This is a genomic window from Pseudoalteromonas sp. SWXJ133, assembly GCF_015864365.1.
In the GTDB taxonomy this organism is placed as follows: Bacteria; Pseudomonadota; Gammaproteobacteria; order Enterobacterales; family Alteromonadaceae; genus Pseudoalteromonas; species Pseudoalteromonas arctica.
This window is the reverse complement of sequence record NZ_JADYXJ010000017.1, coordinates 1-22,020: the sequence shown is the minus strand read 5'-3', so window position 1 is coordinate 22,020 and position 22,020 is coordinate 1. Positions and strand designations below refer to the sequence as shown.

General features: G+C 40.1%; 16 protein-coding genes. 13 read left to right on the top strand and 3 right to left on the bottom strand.

Annotation, left to right across the window (positions count from 1 at the left end; all coding sequences use genetic code 11):
• Positions 1–149: 149 nt before the first annotated feature.
• Positions 150–1,568 (top strand): coniferyl aldehyde dehydrogenase, encoded by a 1,419-nt coding sequence (locus I6F40_RS12975; RefSeq protein ID WP_197193042.1) that lies wholly within the window; start codon positions 150–152, stop codon positions 1,566–1,568.
• 145 nt (positions 1,569–1,713) lie between these two features.
• Here the strand turns inward: I6F40_RS12975 and I6F40_RS12970 are convergent, their stop codons facing one another.
• Positions 1,714–2,439 (bottom strand): tetratricopeptide repeat protein, encoded by a 726-nt coding sequence (locus tag I6F40_RS12970; protein ID WP_166377203.1) that lies wholly within the window; start codon positions 2,437–2,439, stop codon positions 1,714–1,716.
• Positions 2,440–3,126: 687 nt separating this feature from the next.
• Here I6F40_RS12970 and I6F40_RS12965 point away from each other — a divergent pair.
• The 7 genes from I6F40_RS12965 (at position 3,127) to I6F40_RS12935 (ending at position 11,049) form a co-directional block, all read left to right on the top strand.
• Positions 3,127–3,990, top strand: a complete 864-nt coding sequence (locus I6F40_RS12965; protein ID WP_166377205.1) for a DUF6279 family lipoprotein — start codon at positions 3,127–3,129, stop codon at positions 3,988–3,990.
• A gap of 85 nt (positions 3,991–4,075) precedes the next feature.
• A complete protein-coding gene (locus I6F40_RS12960) occupies positions 4,076–5,104 on the top strand; it encodes an XdhC family protein (RefSeq protein WP_166377207.1) in 1,029 nt (342 codons plus the stop codon).
• Positions 5,098–5,691 carry a nucleotidyltransferase family protein gene (locus I6F40_RS12955; protein ID WP_010553929.1) on the top strand — a complete coding sequence of 198 codons (594 nt, stop codon included), beginning with the start codon at positions 5,098–5,100 and terminating at the stop codon, positions 5,689–5,691. The genes I6F40_RS12960 and I6F40_RS12955 overlap by 7 nt, the downstream gene beginning before the upstream one ends.
• A gap of 199 nt (positions 5,692–5,890) precedes the next feature.
• Positions 5,891–6,379, top strand: coding sequence for a (2Fe-2S)-binding protein (locus I6F40_RS12950; protein ID WP_007582016.1), 489 nt, complete (start codon positions 5,891–5,893; stop codon positions 6,377–6,379).
• 12 nt (positions 6,380–6,391) lie between these two features.
• Entirely contained in the window at positions 6,392–8,683 is a 2,292-nt protein-coding gene (locus I6F40_RS12945) for a xanthine dehydrogenase family protein molybdopterin-binding subunit (RefSeq protein ID WP_166377209.1), read from the top strand.
• 187 nt (positions 8,684–8,870) lie between these two features.
• A complete protein-coding gene (gene moaA / locus I6F40_RS12940) occupies positions 8,871–9,842 on the top strand; it encodes a GTP 3',8-cyclase MoaA (RefSeq protein ID WP_007582018.1) in 972 nt (323 codons plus the stop codon).
• A 169-nt stretch (positions 9,843–10,011) separates the two neighbouring features.
• Positions 10,012–11,049 (top strand): GGDEF domain-containing protein, encoded by a 1,038-nt coding sequence (locus tag I6F40_RS12935; protein ID WP_166377210.1) that lies wholly within the window; start codon positions 10,012–10,014, stop codon positions 11,047–11,049.
• Positions 11,050–11,059: 10 nt separating this feature from the next.
• On the opposite strand, the gene I6F40_RS12930 is transcribed toward I6F40_RS12935, so the two are convergent.
• Positions 11,060–11,998, bottom strand: coding sequence for a LysR family transcriptional regulator (locus tag I6F40_RS12930; protein ID WP_166377213.1), 939 nt, complete (start codon positions 11,996–11,998; stop codon positions 11,060–11,062).
• Between the two features lie 119 nt (positions 11,999–12,117).
• Here I6F40_RS12930 and I6F40_RS12925 point away from each other — a divergent pair, with 119 nt between their 5' ends.
• The 5 genes from I6F40_RS12925 (at position 12,118) to I6F40_RS12905 (ending at position 21,488) form a co-directional block, all read left to right on the top strand.
• On the top strand, positions 12,118–13,287 hold the full coding sequence (locus I6F40_RS12925; RefSeq protein WP_165740179.1) for an efflux RND transporter periplasmic adaptor subunit: 1,170 nt from the start codon (positions 12,118–12,120) through the stop codon (positions 13,285–13,287).
• Between the two features lie 9 nt (positions 13,288–13,296).
• A complete protein-coding gene (locus I6F40_RS12920; RefSeq protein ID WP_165729477.1) occupies positions 13,297–16,449 on the top strand; it encodes an efflux RND transporter permease subunit in 3,153 nt (1,050 codons plus the stop codon).
• Entirely contained in the window at positions 16,442–17,854 is a 1,413-nt protein-coding gene (locus tag I6F40_RS12915; protein WP_101217022.1) for a TolC family protein, read from the top strand. The genes I6F40_RS12920 and I6F40_RS12915 overlap by 8 nt, the downstream gene beginning before the upstream one ends.
• A gap of 10 nt (positions 17,855–17,864) precedes the next feature.
• Entirely contained in the window at positions 17,865–18,893 is a 1,029-nt protein-coding gene (locus I6F40_RS12910) for a zinc-binding dehydrogenase (protein ID WP_024608449.1), read from the top strand.
• Between the two features lie 339 nt (positions 18,894–19,232).
• Positions 19,233–21,488, top strand: a complete 2,256-nt coding sequence (locus I6F40_RS12905; protein ID WP_165740175.1) for an acyl-CoA dehydrogenase — start codon at positions 19,233–19,235, stop codon at positions 21,486–21,488.
• Positions 21,489–21,679: 191 nt separating this feature from the next.
• Here the strand turns inward: I6F40_RS12905 and I6F40_RS12900 are convergent.
• On the bottom strand, positions 21,680–22,020 hold a 341-nt coding region (locus I6F40_RS12900), incomplete at its 5' end, for a tyrosine-type recombinase/integrase (RefSeq protein ID WP_197193041.1).

Genomic DNA, 22,020 nt, shown 5'->3' with positions numbered 1-22,020 from the left:
CGCCATTAGTGTTCAAAAGAGTTGCTTAGGGTAGATTTACCCTTAAAAACTCAAGTTATATATTACGCTTTCAAGCAAATTAGTGTTATTGCTCGAAAAACAGAACAAGGTTATAGTCTGCGGTAACTTTAAAAATTGAGTAATCTATTTTGAGCACCGACACATCACAGGCAATGCCTTTAATTCCTCAATTTGATGAATTGCAAAAAAGCTTTCTCGAAACACCTTACTTGCCAATTGATAAACGTCTCGTTTTATTAAAAAAACTCCGTGTACGTATTGTTGAACTTGAGCAAGAGCTAGTGGATGCTGCTTCAAAAGACTTTGGTTACAGAACCGCTTTCGATACTCTACTTGGCGATATATTACCTACGGTTCAAACACTCGCGCACATTATCAAAAAGCTACCAAAATGGGCAAAGCCAAGTAATCGCTCTGTGGGTTTAAGCTTGTGGCCTTCAAAAGTAAGTGTTAATTACCAACCTAAAGGTGTGGTTGGTATTATTGCACCGTGGAATTACCCTATTCAGTTAGCGTTAGTACCTGTGCTTACCGCCATAGCTGCTGGTAATAGAGTTATGCTCAAATTAAGCGAGTTTACACCTCACACAAACGCCGTTATCGAAAAAATATTTAAAGACGACATGCAAGCGCATTGCAAAATAATACAAGGCGGTAGCGACGTAGCCGCGCAGTTTTCATCACTGCCATTTGCTCATTTATTATTTACGGGGTCATCGGCCGTTGGTAAATTAGTAATGGCGTCAGCGAGTCGTAATTTAACGCCGGTAACGCTTGAGCTCGGTGGTAAATCGCCAGTTATTATTACGCAAAATGCCGATATTAAAAAAGCGGCACAAGCTTTACTGTTTGGAAAAATGGCCAACGCAGGGCAAATATGTGTAGCACCCGATTACGTATTTGTACCCAAAGCGCTTGAGCATCAGCTGGTTCAGCAATTATGTGAGCTGTATAAAAAGCATTTTAAAGACGGTGTTGAAGGTAAAAACTTAACTTCTATTATTAGCGATGCACACTATAAACGTTTAGCAACCTACTTAGAGCAAGCCCAAGAGCTTGGCGCAAACATTATTAAGCCACTTGAGCAAAACCAGCAAGATGAGCAAAAACATCGTATGGGGCTGCACTTAGTGACTCAAGTTACTGACGAAATGCAGCTTATGCAAGATGAGCTATTTGGCCCAATACTACCAATAATGAGTTATGACAAGCTCGACAGCGCAATTGACTATATTAAAGCCCATCACCACCCGTTAGCGCTTTATATTTTAGGGCAAGATAAGCACGCTCAAGAATATATTATGAAGCAAACAATCAGTGGCACTGTGGCGATAAACGATACGTTAGTGCAAGTAACTGCTGACGATGCCCCTTTCGGTGGTGTAGGGCATTCAGGAATGGGGCATTATCATAGCATAGAAGGGTTTTTAACGTTTAGCCATGCTAAAAACACGTTAGTATCGGGCTCGTTTAATCCTCGTATTGTTATGCTGCTAAAACAAAGCAAACTTCTTATTAAGCTACTAAAGTGGCTTTACATAAAATAAGAGTATGTTGATTTTGTAAAGTTGAATAGATTTTGAACCTGCTAAATCAAGATATTAAAAAGGCTGAATTACGTTATGTAATTCAGCCTTTTTAGATTAGTTTCAAACTAAGGTTAAGGTCTTAAACTCTTAAGAGTCTTAAACTTTAAAATAAGCGACCTTCGCCAGCATAAGTACCCACTTGTATTTTTGCATAAATGGCATCGGCTTTTTCTTTAGCTTCTTCAATTTCTTTAGGCAGCATTTTACGCTCATCAAGTTTGCGGCTATGACTCGCTTGCATATTGCCGTTGTACTCAGCGATAGTATTCCAAATGTATGACTTTACTAAATCTTTTGGCATACCTAGCCCTTCAAAATACATGAGGGCTAAATTGAATTGTGCTAAAGAGTAATTGTTTGCAGCTGCTTTTTCGTACCAGTTGCGTGCCGCTTCATAATCTCGCGTAACGCCCACGCCATTGGAATACATTACACCTAAATTAAACTGAGCCGCAGGCAGGTTTTTATTGGCTGCTTTTTCAAATAAGGTAACAGCCATTTGGTGATCAAGCTTTACGCCTTTACCTTCGTCGTATAAAACAGCTAACGCAAACATTGAATCCGGATGGTTCTTTTTAACGCCTTGTTGATAAAGCGCAGCTGCCTTGCGGTAATCGCGTGTTACACCGTATCCACCTTCGTATAATTTAGCTAGTTCGTAAATTCCTGGCGCAAAACCTTTATCGGCAAGGTATTGAAATTCTTTTAGGGCGACTGCAAATTCACCTTCGTTAGCTGCTCTTATGCCATCTTCTAATGTTGCATGAGCGAAAGGGCTGGCAAGTAAAACGCCAGCAAGAACGAGTGCTTTCAAATTAAACTGTGACATATTAATGTCTCCAATTAGTAATAGTTACGATAGGTTTTAGGGCCAGTATATCTTGCCGCGATTAAATAGCGCCTAAATAGAACAAGTTTTAATCCCGACAGGTAAACAGACTTTAGTTAAATGCTAAATTATTAAATTTTTGCACTATTTGCGCATTTTAAACGTTTAATACTCAATGCATTTAAGTAGAGACTAAATCGGTTATTATAAATAGATGCAAAAAAGGGTGTCTACTGTTATGTTTTACGCCAGCTTTAGCGCAAACGCAAGGCGATACCTTATCAGATCGTGCGTATAAAATGTAAATAACAGCGCGGTGGACTTTTAAGGTAAGTAAACGAGTTTAAGAAGTGTAAGATACAGATTTTATAGAAAATTTAAAGAAATAAAAAAAGCCCGTTAGGGCTTTTTTGAGTCATATTAACCGTCACTAATATGAGCAATGTAGCAAGTAAATATGATATTTGATGTTATTACTTGGGTCGAGTAAGTAATAACACGAAGCGGCACGCTCTTCTTTTAATGTGTCAGCATCCTTGCTGAATATTCTTCCGTAGGCACTGAGGTCGTTACACTGTGTTTGTGCGAACGATTATCAGTTAGATCTAAATGCAAGTCAATACTTAAATGATAATTATTATCAAATGAGTTTTGAGCTTCGCCACAATATAAATAATAGAGAAAGTTATGCTTAATAATTTCAAAGCAAAAAAACTAAAACAGATATGCCTTGCTGTAAGTATGTTGTTTTTATGTAGTTGTTCGGCATCTTTTACTTACAATAATTTGAGTTGGCTTTCATCGTTTTGGGTTGACGATTATGTTGATTTAAATAAAAAGCAAAATACACAGCTAAAAAACATAATTACAACAACACAAAATTGGCACCGAACTACCCAGTTACCCGCCTACAGACAAGACATACAAAATATAAAAGTATTGTTTAACCAAACATTGGAGGCTAAACAATTAAAAACACAGGTTGTGCTTGCAAAACAACATTGGCAGAACCTACTTGGATACGCAAAGCTGCCTTTAGCTGAGCTTGGGGCAACCTTATCAAGTGAGCAAAGAGGTGAGCTTTTAAACAATATCCAAATAAAAATTAACGACGAACGCGAAGAGTTTAACGAACAAACCCCGCTTGAGCGAAAAAGTGAGCGTTTAGAAGAGCAATTTGAATACTACGAGCAGTGGATAGGCAAGCTTAATAAACAACAAAAAGCGCTGATTAAATCGACTAATGAGCAACATCAAGACTCAGGAGCGCTGTGGTTAGAGTACAAGCAAAACCGTTTGAATGCAGCCAAACAGGTATTTACAAATGCTGAAATTACAAAAAAAGAATTTATAAATCAGTTAAGTACGGTTATTGAAGAGCGCGAACTTTATATGAGCAACGCGCTATTGAAAAGCAATGAAGTAAACTTAAATTTATATATAAATTTACTCTACAAATTAAACCTAACTCTAAATGATAAACAACGCCAAAGTGTTAATGATCAATTTGATGAGTTAATTGAGACCTTAAACGATATAATAGAAAACTAAATTGTGCGTGAATTATTAAGTTTTAAATTAGCTGTTTAGGCTGGTTTGTTTTTAAACGCAAAAAATGCTTTTTAAAGGGCAATATATGGTTACAGATTTGAAAAGTATCTTAAACACTTGGCATCTCAATAGGGACAACCAAGAATGGGTTTTAGCTACTTTGTACAAAATTGAAGGCTCTAGCTACAGAAAACTAGGGGCTATGATGCTTATTTCGAGCCTAGGCGAGCGCTTGGGGATGCTTTCGGGTGGCTGTTTAGAAGCTGACATACAGCGCCACGCTAAACAAGTAATGAGTACTTTAACCAGTAAAACCATCAGTTATGATGCTACCGACGAAGACGATTTAACATTTCAACTTGGCATTGGTTGTGGGGGCATAGTACACATTTTATTGCAGCCCATCCACAAGGCTAATGACTATTTACAGTTAGAGCTTGTATCTAAAGCACTTAATGAGAATAAACCAGGGCGATACCTTCAACAAGTAAGCCCCATTTTGCCAGCCGGTAGTGGTGTATTTACGCAAAATGATGAGTTACATGGTTTATCAATGAACCGCAAAGCGCAGTTGGTAGAATTACAAGGCGCTACGTGCTTGCAAACTTCTATTTATCCGCCTCCTCATTTATTAATAGTGGGTGGTGGGGCCGATGCAGTTCCGGTTTATACATTTGCCAAACAACTTGGTTGGAGTGTAACTGTATGGGATACACGTGCTGCCAATGCAAAAAGGCAATATTTTAAAAATGCTGATGCTATTTTGCGCATCACACCGAGTGAGTTAAAAGAATATTGCATAACTAATAAAGTAGATGCTGCTATTTTAATGGCTCACAGCGTTGAGCTCGACGCGAATACGTTGGCTCAATTTAAAGATGTTCCGTTTAAATACATAGGGTTATTGGGTCCTAAGCACAGACGTGAACAAGTTTTAGAGCACGCAAATACGCGTGTTTCACAAATAAAGTCTCCTGTTTTTGGGCCTGTCGGTTTAAATTTAGGCGGCGACTCGCCAGAGAGTATTGCACTATCGCTGATCAGTGAAATACATGCAGTGCTGTGTGACAAAAACGCCCAATCGCTAAGCCATTGGGGGCAAGAGGCGTGCTAATTGCAAAAGTTGTTTTAGCCGCAGGTCAATCATCTCGCTTTAACGGCTGTAAATTAACGGCTGATATCGGGTTTGGCAAAACAATGATTGAGCATGCAGTAAATACACTTCAAGCACTTGATGACACGCCGGTGTATGTAGTTACCGGGGCATGGCATAAAGAAGTATCACAAGCACTGGCAGGTTATAAAAACATAGAGCTCATTGAGAACAAGCAATGGAGCCAAGGTTTAGGTAATTCAATCGCGATAGCTTCTCAAACAGTGTTTAAAAATAAGTCCTTTGATGGGGTTTTATTTATGCTCGCGGATCAGGTTGAGCTAAAAGTAGCGCACTTAAGTGAGCTAGTTACTGGTTTTACACGTAATCCATCGCGCTGGTGCGCAAACTATGGTGAGCGTTTAGGCGTACCCGCTATATTCCCAGCAGTTGATTTATCTCAGCTTACAAGCTTAACTTCAGATAGAGGTGCACAGCAATTACTGCGCTCCAGCAGTGAGGTCGTCAATACAATTAGTTTACATAGTGCGAGTTTAGACATAGATACTCAAAAGCAGCTAAGTAATTTTATAGCTAAAAATGAGTGAAAAAGTAGTAGTAGGGCGAAATAAGTTTTAGCTGCGCTAACGCTTTAGTGCAGTGGTTATGGTATTTAGCTGTTAATGTAGCTGATGCGGTAACTATATGTGTTATGGATTAGTAGTTACAACAATCTTAACTGTTATAACCTGCGTTTAAATTAAATAATTTAAACGCAGGTTATAAAGCTTAATCAAGGGGCAAGCTATGGTGACGTTTACAATTAATGGCAAGGTGGTTGAATCACACGCAAGTGAAGATACACCATTGTTATGGGTTATTCGTGATGAAATTGGATTAAAAGGTACGAAGTTTGGTTGCGGTATTGCAATGTGTGGTGCGTGTACGGTGCATTTAGATGGGCAAGCAACTCGCTCATGTGTTTTACCAATTGGCGCAATTGCAGGAAAAAACATTACCACAATTGAAGGGCTTAATAACGAACACCCACTTCAAAAAGCATGGGTTGAAGAGCAAGTACCACAGTGCGGTTACTGTCAGTCGGGGCAAATAATGCAAGCTGCTACATTACTGGCAGCTAATCCAAGTCCTTCAGATGAAGAAATAGTAAGCCATATGAATGGTAACTACTGTCGCTGTATGGCTTATAAACGTATTAAAACTGCTATTCAACGCGCTGCAGATGAGTCACAAAGTGTAGTAAATATATTTGATCCAAATGCACAAGACGCTTAACTGGAGCCGATAATGAAAAAATTATTTCAAAAAAATAGCGAAACCGTTAATTTAAATCGTCGCTCGTTTATGATTGGCACTGCTAGCGCAGGTTTAGTCATGGCGTTTGCCCCTGCGTTATTTTCGGGTTCGGTCAGTGCAAAAGAATCAATTGCGCAACAGGCTTTCTCACCAACCATTTGGTGGACTATGAGCACCAACGGCGCCGTAGAAGTGAGTATTGCAAAAGCTGAAATGGGTCAACATATTGGTACTGCTCTTGCGCGTATTGTGGCTGATGAGCTTGAATGTGATTGGGATAAAGTATCAATTACCTACGTAGATACCCATGAAAAATGGGGCTTTATGGTAACGGGAGGTTCGTGGTCTGTATTTCAAAGCTTTAAGCCATTATCTCAAGCCGGTGCTGCGGGTCGAATTGCATTAATAGAAGCTGGAGCTAAAATGCTCGGCGTGCCTGCAGACAAATGTCGTGCTGAAAAGGGCTATATTATTGCAGGCGAAAAATCGGTTAGTTACGCTGACATAGTTAAAAAAGGCGAGTTTAATCGTACATTTACCAGCGATGAAGTTGCAAACCTTCCACTAAAACCTGCTAATAAACGTCATTTAACTGGGCTTAAACAAGACTTTAAAGCGCTTGATATACCAGCCAAAACAAATGGCACCGCAGTATATGGGATAGATGTAGAAGTTGAAGGCATGCTGTACGCGCGACCAGTAATACCGCCAACCCGTTATGGCAGTACAGTAACAAACGTTGACGATAGTGCAGCAAAAGCTATTAAAGGTTACAAAGGCTATGAAATTTTAAATGACCCTAGTAACACAGTGCAAGGCTGGGTTGTTGTATTAGCTGATAGTTACCCAAGTGCCATTAAAGCAGTAGATGCTTTAAAGGTGAGTTACAAAAAGGGTGAGTCAGCAAATATATCTGAAGCTGATATTCAAAAAGAAGGTAAGCGATTATGCGAGCAACGCGACTCGGGTACTTTATTTGTTGATCAAGGCGATATAAAGAAAACCCAAGCAGACGCCAGTGAGTCGTTAGAATCAATGTATACCACAGCGACAGCGAGTCATTATCAGCTAGAGCCATTAAATGCGGTTGCAGAATTTAAAGACGGAAATTGGATTATTCATACTGGTAACCAATGGCAGTCACTTACGTTACCTGCGCTTGCTAAAGCACTCGAAATAGAACAAAACAAAGTAATTATTCGTCCTTACTATTTAGGTGGTGGTTTTGGTCGTCGATTATTTGGTGATTGGACTGTACCTGCAGCTCTAACTGCAAAAGCAGTAGGTAAACCAGTAAAACTGGTATTTACACGAGCAGACGATAGTTTATTCGATCAGTCTCGTTCTGCATCTGCTGCAAAAATGACGGCGTCGTTTGATAAAAACGGTACTTTTACTGGTTTAGAGCATGCATTTGCTGCAGGTTGGCCTACTAAAGCAATGGCACCAGGGTTTTTATCACCGGGTGTGGATGGTAAAGGTAAATTTGATGCATTTTCGGCATCGGGCGCTGATCATTGGTACAGCATGAGCAGTCATCGTGCACGTGCTATTAATAACGAAGTTGCACAAAGCACCTTTACTCCTGGTTGGTTACGTTCAGTAGGGCCTGGCTGGATTGCATGGAGCCTTGAGTCGTTTATTGATGAAATTGCCCATAAGCAAGGCAAAGATCCAGTTCAATTTAGAATTGAAATGTTAGACGGTAAAGGCAAGCAAGCGGGTAAAGCACCTGAGAGCGTTGGTGGAGCACTGCGCTTACGTAATGTGCTTAAAACGGTGTCTGATAAAGTAGCTTCTGTTAAATTAGCTAAAGATGAGGGCATTGGTTTTTCTGTAAGCTCAGGGCAAGAACGTACCATGCCAGCATGGCTTGCAACCGCAGCGCATGTTCACGCTAACCGTGATAGTGGTAAAATAACGCTTAAAAAGCTCTATGTTGTTGTAGATGCGGGCTTAATAGTTCACCCTGATGGCGCACTGGCGCAAATTGAAGGGTCGTTACTATGGGGCAGCAGCCTTGCATTGCATGAATCAAATACGTATAAAGATGGACAGGTATCAGCGACTAACTTTAATACTTACTTACCGCTAAGAATGCAAGATGTGCCAGATATTGACATTGAATTTTTACAAAGTGATGAGTTTCCAGTTGGTTTAGGCGAACCTGGCGTTATAGGGGTCGCTCCTGCTATTGGTAATGCTGTGTTTAATGCAGTAGGCGTGCGTTTACGTGACCTACCAATGAAGCCAAGCGAACTTAAAAAAGGCTTAGAAGCGTAAAACAAAAATAACTAAAGGGGGTATGCTTTAAGCTGCCCCTTTTAGTTATTAAATATATTTATGTAATTATTATTTATGTATCAATAAGTAGCGTTGTTTATACCAATTTGCTTAATTAAATGATTAAGTATTATTGCAAATTGGTATTAGGTTGTTATTACTTGTTGATATTAGTTAAGGTTTATTTATGCTAATCGACCCAACAGGGCGAGAGTTTAGTTACTTACGTTTGTCTATTACTGATGTATGTAATTTTAAGTGTGTTTATTGTTTACCAGATGGTTATCAGGGCGGTCATGACCGTGGCTTTCTCACAATTGATGAAATTAGCAACACGCTTAAAGCGTTTGCACACCATGGTATCGAAAAAGTAAGGATCACTGGCGGAGAGCCAACTCTTCGTAAAGACTTTATAGATGTTGTTCGCGCGGCAAAAGATGTCGCGGGCATAAAAAAAATTGCAATGACTACGAATGGTTTTTCCCTTCATAAGAATATTCATGACTGGGTAGATGCAGGCTTAAACGCCATTAATGTAAGTATTGATAGCTTAGATTCACGCATGTTTAACACCATTACTGGGCATGACAAATTTACCTCAGTAATGAAAGGTATTGATACTGCGCTTGAAACGGGTATTGATTCGGTAAAAATAAACAGCGTGCTGATGAAGCAATACAACGCAAAAGAGTTTGATACATTTTTAAATTGGGTTAAACACCGTCCCGTTACCATCCGCTTTATAGAATTGATGCAAACAAACGACAACAAAGCCTTTTTTGATGCTAACCATGTTTCTGGGCAAGTTTTAAAAACTCAGTTATTACAAACGGGTTGGCAGCAAGTTGCGCGTAGTGCATCAGCAGGTCCTGCTCAAGAGTTTGCCCACCCTGATTATCAAGGCAGAATTGGTTTGATCATGCCTTACAGCAACGACTTTTGTAGTACCTGTAATCGATTAAGGGTTACAGCTAAAGGAAATCTGCACTTGTGTCTGTTTTCTGAAGAGGGTATTTCGCTAAGAGAATATATGAACGACAGTTCAAACAGTGAATTAATGGCATTGTTATCTCGTTATATTAAGACCAAAAAACCAACTCACCTTTTACACCAAGGTAATACGGGTATCACTACTAATTTATCCATGTTAGGTGGCTAGTTGTTAAAGCCACTTAGTGATACTAAATCACCAAACGTGTCTCTAAAATACGCTATATCATCCTAAAGAATCAAATAACAGGTTGTGTTTACATGCTCTATACCAACAAGGCTTGTTAAATTATATTTTCACGTTAAACTTACTTTTTATATTTTATCAAGTGATTAGAATGGATATTGCGGCACTTAACAGCACTAAATCATTAAGGAAGAGCGTTCTTAGATGGATGTGTCTTTGTTTTGGTTTTTTATCGCTAGTATTTGCGAGTGTTAATTTAACCGTAAATAACTTTCCATTACTTGGCTATATCGAAATATGTTTTTCCGTTTATTGTATATTTACTTATATTTCAGTTACACGCCGTCCACTACAGTTTTGGCAATCCTTAATAATGTGCGCACTGGTAACGTTAATCATTATTTTAGGTACATACTTAACATCGCCACGTAATGGTGTGTTTGTATGGTCGTTTGCATTACCTATTTTGTACTACCTGTTGTTAGGTAAACAATACGGTGTAATTTTCTCTGCAAATTTATTAGTTATCCAAGTGCTTATTTTAGGGAGTAAGTCTACTCATGCCCCCTTTGAAACTTTTAACTTATCCCTTAATTTAATCTGTGCTTATTTTAGTATTTGGGCGATTTCTCATGTTTTTGAAGGAAGCCGCTCGCATTTTTCAAAGCGCCTTAAAAATTTAGCGTTACTTGATCCATTAACGGGTGCAGGTAACCGCCTTTCAATGAACCACTACTTTGAAGTAGAACTAAAAGATAAGTCGCAGTTATATTTGTTTTTACTCGATTTAGACTTTTTTAAACAGGTAAATGATGAGCATGGCCATGGTGTCGGTGACCAAGTACTTATCGAAGTGGCCACTTTACTAAGAGTTGTGCTTGGTAGAGGGTATGTATTTAGAGTAGGTGGTGAAGAGTTTGCTTTATTTAGCTCTTTTGCAAATGAAGAGGCTGCACTTAATACCGCTGAACAAATAAGAGCACGTTTTGAAAATACCACATTTGACATTGACGGCCTTGCAATTAATGTTACAACCAGTATTGGTGTTGCAAAATTTAAAAGTACTAATTCATTGGAAAGCTTTGTAAACCAAGCAGATAAACAGTTATACAAAGCAAAACAATTTGGTCGCAATAAAGTGTATTGTAAGTTTAAAAAAGAACACGACGATGAGACGGTAGTTGCTTAAGCAGGGTTACTTAATACATTTGCTCAAAATTGGGGATCCCGTTTTCCCAAATCGGTTTATCTTTTCCTAAATGCTCGCGCACAGCATCAAAAAACAACCGGGTCCTCACTGGTAAATCTCGGTGCGGATATACGGCATACATCGCACTAAACTCCATCAGTTTTACATCGGTCAATAAAGGCACTAGCTTACCTTGTATTATTTCATCACCAATAATAAATGCAGGGGCGACAAAGTAAGTTGTACCCGATAATGTTTTCATTAACAATGACTCGGCATCATTAGCACGAAACACACTTTTTATTTTTTGCTCGCAGCGTTCACCCTTACTATCGTAGTAATCTATGGTTTCTACTCGAATAGAATTACTGGCATAGCTTGCTGCTGGTAATTGCGCTAACTCTTCGATTGTCTTTGGCATACCGTAAGTTTCAATAAACTGCGGTGCAGCTAAAATTAATAATCGGTTACGCGCTATTTTACGTGCAATAAGTGACGAATCTTTAGGCTCACCTACACGAAAAGCCAAATCAAATCCTTCAGAGACTATATCTACTAATCTATCGTCTAAACGCAGTTCAACTTCTACTTGAGGAAAGCGTTTTTGAAAATCATTAAGTACAGGTTGTAAATAACGACGACCAATCAATGTTGATGACGTGATTTTTAACACCCCGCGTGGCTCTAAATGGTAGTTTTCAGCCATGCGTACTGTTTCGCCGAGCAACTCTCTAAGCTCAGCGGCTTTTTTGATCATTTCGGCGCCCGCCGCTGTGAGCGAAAACGAACGCGTTGTGCGGTTAAGTAACCTAACGCCTAACTCATCCTCTAAACGGCTAATTTGTTTAGATATAACAGAGCGATCTATGTTGCGTAATTCTGCAGCTTTTGCAAAAGAGCCTTGCTCAACCACTTCAAGTAACATTAAAAGTCGACTTGTTGTATCCATTATTACACCTTAACTAATTCATTGATGCCATTTTGGCATTAATGAATTTAAAAATCTATGGTTTTTAAACACGGGTTAAATCCGTATTATGCGAGGCTAATCAACAATGGAGCGTCTTCATGAACAAACATCTAATTGCTGCTGCACTTACTGCGGCATCTTTAACACTAGCAGGTTGTGCCGATGAGAGCACAGCTCAATCAGCACCTGCACAGCAACTTCAACCAATTGATGTAGCACAGGTGCTTGTTAAACCAGTACAAAGCTGGCACACATATACAACTCGTTTAGAGTCTCCACAAGAAGTTGCTTTAATGCCGCGTGTATCGGGAATCATCGATAGCATTGAATTTAAAGAAGGCGATGTGGTTAAAGAAGGCGATGTTTTATTTCAATTAGATGCTCGTCCATTTGCTGCTGTGGTTGCTAGTTTAAAAGCGCAAATCAACAGCGCACAAGCTGCCTTAGAGCAAGCTAAAAGTGAAGACAAACGAGCGGTACGATTATTAGACCGTAAAGCAATTTCTACTGAGCAAGCACAAGCGCGTACTTCAACACTACGCCAACGCGAAGCACAGCTTTCTGCACTTCAAGCACAACTTACTTCAGCAGAGCTTGATTTAGAGTTTACGTCAGTAGTATCACCAATTGATGGCATTATTTCTCGCGCAAATATTACCAAAGGTAATAACATACTTGCGGGTCAAAGCGTATTAACGTCAATTGTTTCAAACCAAGCTATGTACGCTTATTTTGATGTTGATGAACGCACATGGAATCAATCTTTTAATGATGTTACTGCTGCGAGTCAGCAAACTGTTGTAATGCAAAAAGTGGGTCAAAGCGATTTTGCATACAAAGGCTACATTAACTTTATTGATAACCAAATTAATTCATCAACAGGTACATTACGTGTACGTGCAGTATTTAATGAAGACAGCAACCAGTTACGCGCAGGCTCGTTTGCACGTATAAAGCTTGCTGCAAATTCTATTAGCGACGCGATTATTATCCCAGAACGTGCAATTGGTACCGACTTAAAAAATCGTTTTGTATTAACGGTTGGCGAAAACAACGTACTTGAATACAAACTTATCACTACAGGTGAGCGTTACGGTGCCTTACGTGCGGTTACATCGGGCCTTAACGAAGGTGATGTTATTGCTGTAAATGGCCCAGCTCGCGTAGGCCCTGGTATGCCAATCTCTCCGCAAACAGTAACAATTGATACAAGTGGTGTGGCATTTACATTGTTAAATGACAACGCACAACTTGTGGCTAAGCAATAAGGTTTATTGATGAAATTCTCGCATTTCTTTATACAGCGTCCAATATTTGCGGCCATGCTGTCATTGGTTATTTTAATTGCTGGTGGTATATCACTATTCCAACTACCAGTAAGTGAATACCCAGAAGTAGTTCCTCCAACCGTGGTTGTAACCGCTAACTACCCGGGTGCTAACCCGACCGTTATTGCGCAAACAGTGGCAACACCGTTGGAGCAAGAAATTAACGGCACTGAAAACATGTTATATATGTTTTCGCAAGGTACCAGTGATGGCCGCATGACACTAACGGTAACCTTTGCATTAGGTACCGATTTAGACCGTGCTCAAGTACAAGTACAAAACCGTGTAAACAGTGCGCTTCCGCGTTTGCCAGAAGAAGTACAACGTTTAGGTGTTGTGGCTGAAAAGTCATCACCAGATTTAACCATGGTAGTGCATTTATATTCACCTGAAAAAACGCACGACACAGCGTACTTATCTAACTATGCCGATTTAAACATTAAAGATGAAATTGCACGTTTACCGGGTGTAGGTGATATTCGCATGTTTGGTGCCGGCAAATACTCAATGCGAGTATGGCTAAACCCAGATGCACTTGCTGCACGCGAATTAACAGCAACAGATGTAGTAACAGCACTTCGCTCGCAAAACCAGCAAGTTGCTGCAGGTAGCTTAGGCGCGCAACCAATTTCAAACGACAGTCAATTTCAAATATTGTTAAACGTTAAAGGTCGTTTAAACAGTATTGAAGAATTTGAACAAGTTATTATTAAAGTAGGCGACGAGGGTCAGTTAACGCGTTTATCTGATATAGCCCGTGTTGATTTAGGTCAAGACACTTACTCACTTCGAGCAGAGCTTGATAATCAACCAGCACTTGCAATGCCAATATTTCAACGCCCTGGTTCTAACGCTATTGAGCTATCTGATCAAGTACGCGAAACAATGGCGCGCTTATCTAAAGATTTTCCTACCGGTGTTGAATACGACATTGTGTACGATCCAACGGTATTTGTTCGCGGCTCAATTGACGCGGTAATTGCCACTTTGCTTGAAGCAATTGTATTGGTAGTTATTGTTGTTATTGTATTTTTACAAACATGGCGTGCATCAATTATTCCGCTAATTGCTGTGCCTATTTCACTTATTGGTACGTTTGCCGTAATGCAGTGGTTAGGTGTCTCAATTAATACCTTATCGTTGTTTGGCTTAGTATTGGCCATAGGTATTGTTGTAGATGATGCGATTGTAGTTGTTGAAAACGTAGAGCGTAATATCGAAAAAGGCTTATCGCCACTTGAAGCAACCCGCGTTGCAATGAGTGAAGTAACAGGCCCTATTATTGCCATTGCGCTAGTACTAAGTGCTGTATTTATTCCTACTGCGTTTATTACCGGTTTATCAGGTCAATTTTATAAGCAATTTGCACTTACAATTACTATTTCGACTATTATCTCAGCGTTTAACTCATTAACGTTATCGCCTGCGCTTGCTGCATTGTTATTAAAATCGCACGATGCAAAACCAGATGCGTTCACGCGTTTACTTAATAAATTGTTTGGTCGTTGGTTATTTAAACCATTTAACCGCGTATTTAATCGTGGTGCTAAAGGTTACGAAAAACTGGTACAAAAACTAATTCGTATGACCGTTGTTGTTATGGTGGCTTACATAGCACTTGTTGGTGGCACAATTAAGTTATTTGATACCGTACCGGGTGGCTTTATTCCACAGCAAGATAAACAGTATTTAGTGGCTATTGCGCAGTTACCTGATGCATCAAGCCTTGATCGTACTGAAGATGTGCTTTCTCAAATGCAGCAAATTGCATTAGAAGTACCAGGCGTTGCACATACAGTTGCTTTTCCTGGCTTATCAGTGAACGGTTTTACTAATAGCCCTAACAGCGGCATTGTATTTACACCACTTGAAAGCTTTGACAAACGTACCGACCCAAGCCAATCAGCGATGGCGATTGCTGCCGAGTTGAATAAACGTTTTGCTGCCATTGATGAAGCATTTGTAGCGGTATTTCCACCGCCGCCAATTCAAGGTTTAGGCACTACCGGCGGTTTTAAACTGCAAATAGAAGACAGAGCAAATAAAGGATTTGAAGCCTTATTTAATAGTCTGCAAGCTGTTATCGGTAAAGCGCAACAAGACCCAGCATTAATGGGCTTGTACTCAAGCTTCCGTATTCAAGTTCCACAAATGGATATTGATATTGACCGTGAGCAAGCGCTAATTCAAGGTATTCCACTTGATGAAGTATTTAACGCACTGCAAATTTACTTAGGCTCTGTGTACGTAAATGACTTTAATATGTTTGGCCGTACCTACCAAGTAAATGCACAGGCTGATGCTGACTACCGCTTAGACCCTGATCAAATACTTAATCTAAAAGTACGTAACCGCTCAGGAAATATGGTGCCACTAGGCTCTGTATTAACAGTAACACCAACAATTGGTCCTGACCGTGTTATGCATTACAACGGTTACCCAAGTGCAGAACTAAATGGTAGCCCAGCGCCAGGTTATAGCTCTGACCAAGCACAAGTTGCTATTGAAAAAGTACTCGCAGACACACTACCAACAGGTATTGAGTATGAGTGGACTGAAGTAACGTACCAACAAGTACTTGCCGGTAACACCATGGTTTATGTATTCCCGTTAGTTGTATTACTTGTATTTATGGTACTTGCAGCGCAGTACGAGAGCTTACGTTTACCACTGGCAATTATATTAATTGTACCAATGACTATTTTCTCAGCCTTATTAGGTGTGTGGTTTGTCGGCTCTGACAACAACATATTCACCCAAATAGCGTTAATAGTACTGGTCGCGTTGGCTTCTAAAAATGCGATATTGATGGTTGAGTTTGCAAAAGATAGACACGACTCAGGCTTATCGCACTTAGAGGCAATACTTGAGGCATGTCGTATGCGCTTGCGCCCAATATTAATGACCTCAATTGCATTTACAGCAGGTGTTGTACCGTTAGTTCTTGCTACCGGTGCGGGCGCCGAAATGCGACACGCAATGGGTAACGCAGTATTCTCAGGGATGATAGGTGTAACCGTGTTTGGCCTATTGTTTACGCCGGTATTTTATATGTTAGTGACTAACAAAAAAGAGAAAGCGCAGGAGAATACTCATGACTAAATTAATGCAAAAAAGACTTAAAACAAGTCTGACCGCCAGTGCAGTATTAGTTGCTGCGTTTTTAGCAGGATGTGCGAGTAAAATAGACACCATGAGCGAGCAAAAAGCCGTTAACGAATTTGTTGCTAAAGCTAATATTGCTAGTAACGTTAGCGTTGCTGATGAGACAAACTGGTGGAAAAAGCTTAATTCTGATCAACTAAATGAGCTTGTTACTGGTGCGCTTGCAAATAACTATAATTTGCAAACAAGCCAGTTAACACTTAAAAGTGCATTAGCGCGATTAGGAGAGCAAAAAGCCCAATACCTGCCGCAAGGTGGCGTAAATGTTGGCGCAGCTCGAAGCGATGCACCAAGCGTGTTTGACCGCCAATCAAGTGCAAACGTTGCACTTGATTGGCAACTAGATTTATTTGGTCGCATAACGGCGTTGGTCGATGCTGCAAATGCATCAGCCATGAGCCAAGCAGAGCAAGTACGTTTACTGCAAATTGAAGTTGTTTCGTCAGTCGTTAAAGGCTTTGTAAGTTATCAAGGTAATGTTGAAAAACAACACATTGTTACGCTACAAATTGAAGCGCTTGAGCAAAGTATTGACGTACTACAAGCTCGTGTTGACGAAGGTGTAGCAAACGAGCTTGATTTAAACCGTACGATGGCGCAGCTTAGGCAGCAACAAGCATTAATGCCTGCTATTGAGTATGCAAAATACAGCGATTTATCTGCGCTTGCAGTACTAAGCGGTAAGCTAGCGCAAAATATTGCTATTGAAAACGAGCAAGGCGTGCTTGAACGTGACTTTAGCGTAGCACTAAAAAACGCTAATAATGCCATTGCCTTGCGTCCTGATATTAGCCGCGCGCTGTTTGATTTTAGCCAAGCAAATAGTTTAAGTGTTGCAGCTAGCAAAGCGTTATTACCCGATATTAGCTTATCTGCATTTGCAGGGGTTGTGAGTATAGATAGCACAGGCTTAAAAAATACCGACCAACAGTGGCAAGTAGCGCCGCAATTGCAATGGTCGTTATTAAGCTACCCAGCATTATTAGCACAGCGCGACGCGCAACAGTTTTTAAGTGAAGCTGCGTACAGCGATTATCAACAAGTAGTATTAACTGCACTAAGTGAAAGTGAACTTTCACTGCAATTGTTGGTCAATCAAGCACAGCAAAAACGCTTTGCCGATGAACGTTATGACTTTGCTAATAAAGCATTTTTACAAGCACAAGCAATGTACGAAGAAGGTCAAATTCCTTACCTTGAGTTGTTAGATGCGCGCCAGGATGTTTTAATAGCACAAGAAAATGCTGTTGAAACAACAATTTCTTCACTGCTTGCCAAAGTAAATGCTTACCAGTCATTTAATGGGCAATGGAGTTATGCGTTAAACGACACTAATAAGTAGAGTTATATTGATGCCAAATACTGAAAATTTACATGAATACATTATCCCGCAAACTATGCGCGCTATTGTACTGCCAGAACCAAATGAAGCAATTGACTTAGCGGATGCTGAGCTGCCTGTTCCTATTTGTGCAGATAACGAGCTGCTTGTAAAAGTAGAGTACGTTGGTTTAAATCCAGTTGATGGTCAATTTGCTAAAACAGGCTTTTGTAAATGGCAGTATCCACACATTTTAGGCTTAGATGCCGTAGGTGTTGTGGTTAAAGCTAATAAAGGTGTGTTTCCAAATGTTGGCCAGCGCGTTATGTGGCATGCCAACATTGGTGAGCAAGGTGCTTTGAGCGAATACACCAAGGTACCTAACTTTGCAGTGTCGGTTGTGCCAAGCGGTTTAAACCCGGCCATTGCAGCAACACTTCCATGCGCCGGTATGGCAGCACTTATTAGTTTAGATAAAATAGGCATTAGTGAAGGCGATACTATTTTTATTGAAGGCGGAGCCGGAGCGGTAGGGCAGTTTGCTATTCAATATGCAAAACAGCGCGGTGCAGACGTATTTACCACAGCATCAAAGCGTAATCATAAGTTGGTTAAGCAGTTAGGCGCTGATGTGGTTTTTGACTATAGCGATAAAAAGCTATGCGAAAAAATCCGCAGAGAACTTGGCCCACAAGGCTTTGATGCGGTTATTGATACGATTGGTGGTGAGTGTACTCAGCGTAATATTGAGTTAATGCGTTTTTGCGGACGTATTGCCTGCTTAAATCCGCTCCCTTGTTTTGATCAAGACTTAATGTATCACCGAGCGCCTAATATTAGCGTAGTATCAATTGGTGGAGCATGGCTTGCTAATAGTTTATGTGCACAACAACGTTTGAGTTTTATGGGCAACCTGTTACTTGAAGGCGCTGTTAGTGGCGACATTAAACACCCAGAAATAACGCCCGTAGATTTTAGTGCTGACTCAGTATCGCAAGCGCTTAATAAACAACTTGCTGGTGGTTTTACCGGCAAGCAAGTTGTTAAAGTTGCTAAGTGAAGCGCTTATACAATTTGATTTAAATTTAGGTAGTTTTAGCTAGATTAACTAATAATGTAGCCTCTACAAATTGAATAAAAACGTAGCCTATTTGTGCTGCGTTTTTTTATGCCCATAAAAAAATAGATACAGCGCTAGAGCTTTTGCTGTTTTATTCATCATTTTAATCAAAATACTTTTTTTCAGCGTACAACTGTAAGCCTTTGTGTTTCAACAGTTTACGTTCAGGTAAAGAAAATAAATTGAAAAAACTGTTAATTAATTGAATAGAGCAATTGATCTAAACGATTTTTTATGACGTAATGTAGGTATTATTTAGCTGGTCGGATGAGTTCAATCATGAGTTTACGTACAAAACTAAAAAAAGTATTACCAAGTATTTCTATCACAGAACAAGAAGCGCTAGACGCGGGTGATGTATGGCTTGAAGGTTCTATCTACCAAGGTAAACCTGATTTCAGTGCACTTCGCGACGTACCTGCTGCTACATTAAGCGCAGACGAGCAAGCATTCTTAGACGGTCCAGTAAAAGAGTTATTGGGCATGATTGACGATTCAGTGATTCAAAACGGCATTCATTTACCAAATGACATCTTAGAATTTTTGAAAAAAGAGCGTTTTTTCTCGCTTATCATTCCTAAGTCGTTTGGTGGTTTAGAGTTTAGCCCTTATGCAAACTCTACTATTGTTGGCACAATTGCGACTAAAAGCTCAGCAGTTGCGGTAACCGTCATGGTTCCTAACTCGTTAGGCCCAGGTGAATTATTACTTCACTTTGGTACGCAAGAGCAACAAGCACATTATTTACCACGTCTAGCAAATGGTACAGACATTCCATGTTTTGCATTAACAAGCCCAGAAGCGGGTTCTGATGCAGGTGGCATTCCAGACATTGGTACAGTTACTAAAGGCATGTATAACGGCGAAGAAGTACTTGGCCTTGAAATCACATGGGACAAGCGCTACATAACGCTTGCACCTATTGCTACCGTACTTGGTTTAGCTTTTAAAGTAATGGACCCTGATGGTTTATTAGGTGGTAAAGAAAGCTTAGGTATTACCTGTGCACTTATTCCTAAAGAGCACCCAGGTGTAGAGCTTGGTAATCGCCACGACCCAATGGGTATTCGTTTTTACAACGGTACTACACGTGGTAACAAAGTATTCGTACCAATGGATTTTGTTATTGGTGGACAGAAAAACATCGGCCGTGGTTGGCAAATGCTGGTTAGCTGTTTAGGTGCTGGCCGTGGTATTTCATTACCTGCGCTAGGTGTTAGTACAGCACAAGTTGCATTTAAATCAGCATCTGAATACGCAGCAGTGCGTGAACAGTTTGGTTTAGCCATTGGCCAGTTTGAAGGTATTCAAGAAAAACTAGCCGACATTGCAGGTAAAACATACCTACAAGAAGCAATGCGCGTACTTACAACTGAAGGTTTAGGCATGGGCTTAAAACCATCAGTAGTAACTGCAATCGCTAAATACCACATGACAGAGCTTGGTCGCGACGTGCTTGATTCAGCAATGGATATTCAAGCGGGTAAAGCGATTCAAAACGGTCCACAAAATACATTAGCAAGTGGTTATGTTGCTCAGCCGATTGCCATTACGGTAGAAGGCGCGAATATTCTTACACGTAACCTAATGATCTTTGGTCAAGGTGTTATGCGTTGTCACCCATATTTACAATCTATGGTTGAGTCAATTCACAGCGAAGACAAAGGCGCAGACAAAGAATTTAACGGTATTTTACGTAAAACAATTGGCTACAGCACAGCAAACAGCTTACGTGCTTTCCGCTTAGGTGTTTTACCATTTACAGCAAGTGCTAATTCTGAATTACCAGAAGTACGCGACTACGAAAAAGCAGTACATAAATTATCTGCAAAACTTGCAGTGTACGCAGACTTTTCGTTACTTGTACTTGGCGGTAAGTTAAAACAAGCAGAAATGCTATCGGCACGTTTAGGCGATGTAATGAGCTTCTTATATGCAGCTATGGCATCAATTAAATACTACGAGCAAAAAGTATCAAGTAGTGACCGTGAGCAAGCAGCACCTTATTTCCATTACGCGACTCGTTTTGCACTACAAAGTGCTGAAGAAGCATTGCATAAGTTTTTAGATAACTTCCCTGCAAGTGGTACACGTAAGTTTATTCGTTTTATTACAATGAACTACTCAACTAAAATGCCAAAAATTAGTGACGATTTAATCCGCGAACTAGCTAAGCAAGCTCAGCTAGATACCGCATTTAAAGCGCAAATCACGCATTTAGTTAAACCAGTAGTGGGCGATGGCCATCATATTAATGAGCAAGCTTACAAAGCTAAAATGGCATCACTTGGCGAACTGGCTAAAGTTAAAAAAGCATTACGTGCTAAAGTAATTAAACCAGGTATACGCTTTAACATCACGCTTGATAACGCACTAGCGGCAAACGTAATCACGCAAGCTGAACACGTTCAGTTAATTGATTACAACATCAAACGTGAAAAAGCGATTCGTGTAGATGAGTTCGATTTTGATATGAACCTACTAGACGATAACGCACAGCCGATTAATCCGCTTAAAAGCGTAGTTAATCAGTAAGTTAAAGTAATAAAATTCAATGATGCAAAGCGCCCGCAGTATCGGCGCTTTTATTTTTGAGTAAAAAATTAGTGTGGAGCCCCGCTTGTGTAAAAACAAGCGGGGCTTTTTTGTGTTTTTTTAAAGTCGAAATTGATAGCTGTATTGATTCGTAAGCGAGTATGTATGCCTAGAGGATTAAAAAGGGACGCTTATAATCTTGAAAAAGGGCTAACAACCCCGTTAGCACCTTGCTGCAGTACATGGGTATATATTTGCGTAGTACGCACATCACTGTGACCTAGCTGTGTTTGTACTGTGCGGATATCAGCGCCGCTTTGCAGCAAATGCGTAGCGAAAGAGTGACGCAAAGTATGTGGCGTAACGTGTTTGTTAATATGTGCATCAAAAGCGGCTTTTTTAACAGCGCGTTGTAATTGCTTTTCATCGATATGATGGCGCCTTAATTGCTTACTCTCGGGATCAAGACTTAATTTATGTGATGAAAATAAATATTGCCATCCCAGCTGCTTATTATGGTTTGGATATTTTT

Coding starts and splice junctions, on each gene's coding strand:
- I6F40_RS12970 (WP_166377203.1), bottom strand. CDS start 2,439: ATGTCACAGTTTAATTTGAAAGCACTCGTTCTTGCTGGCGTTTTACTT.
- I6F40_RS12965 (WP_166377205.1), top strand. CDS start 3,127: ATGCTTAATAATTTCAAAGCAAAAAAACTAAAACAGATATGCCTTGCT.
- I6F40_RS12960 (WP_166377207.1), top strand. CDS start 4,076: ATGGTTACAGATTTGAAAAGTATCTTAAACACTTGGCATCTCAATAGG.
- I6F40_RS12950 (WP_007582016.1), top strand. CDS start 5,891: ATGGTGACGTTTACAATTAATGGCAAGGTGGTTGAATCACACGCAAGT.
- I6F40_RS12945 (WP_166377209.1), top strand. CDS start 6,392: ATGAAAAAATTATTTCAAAAAAATAGCGAAACCGTTAATTTAAATCGT.
- moaA (WP_007582018.1), top strand. CDS start 8,871: ATGCTAATCGACCCAACAGGGCGAGAGTTTAGTTACTTACGTTTGTCT.
- I6F40_RS12935 (WP_166377210.1), top strand. CDS start 10,012: ATGGATATTGCGGCACTTAACAGCACTAAATCATTAAGGAAGAGCGTT.
- I6F40_RS12930 (WP_166377213.1), bottom strand. CDS start 11,998: ATGGATACAACAAGTCGACTTTTAATGTTACTTGAAGTGGTTGAGCAA.
- I6F40_RS12925 (WP_165740179.1), top strand. CDS start 12,118: ATGAACAAACATCTAATTGCTGCTGCACTTACTGCGGCATCTTTAACA.
- I6F40_RS12920 (WP_165729477.1), top strand. CDS start 13,297: ATGAAATTCTCGCATTTCTTTATACAGCGTCCAATATTTGCGGCCATG.
- I6F40_RS12915 (WP_101217022.1), top strand. CDS start 16,442: ATGACTAAATTAATGCAAAAAAGACTTAAAACAAGTCTGACCGCCAGT.
- I6F40_RS12910 (WP_024608449.1), top strand. CDS start 17,865: ATGCCAAATACTGAAAATTTACATGAATACATTATCCCGCAAACTATG.
- I6F40_RS12905 (WP_165740175.1), top strand. CDS start 19,233: ATGAGTTTACGTACAAAACTAAAAAAAGTATTACCAAGTATTTCTATC.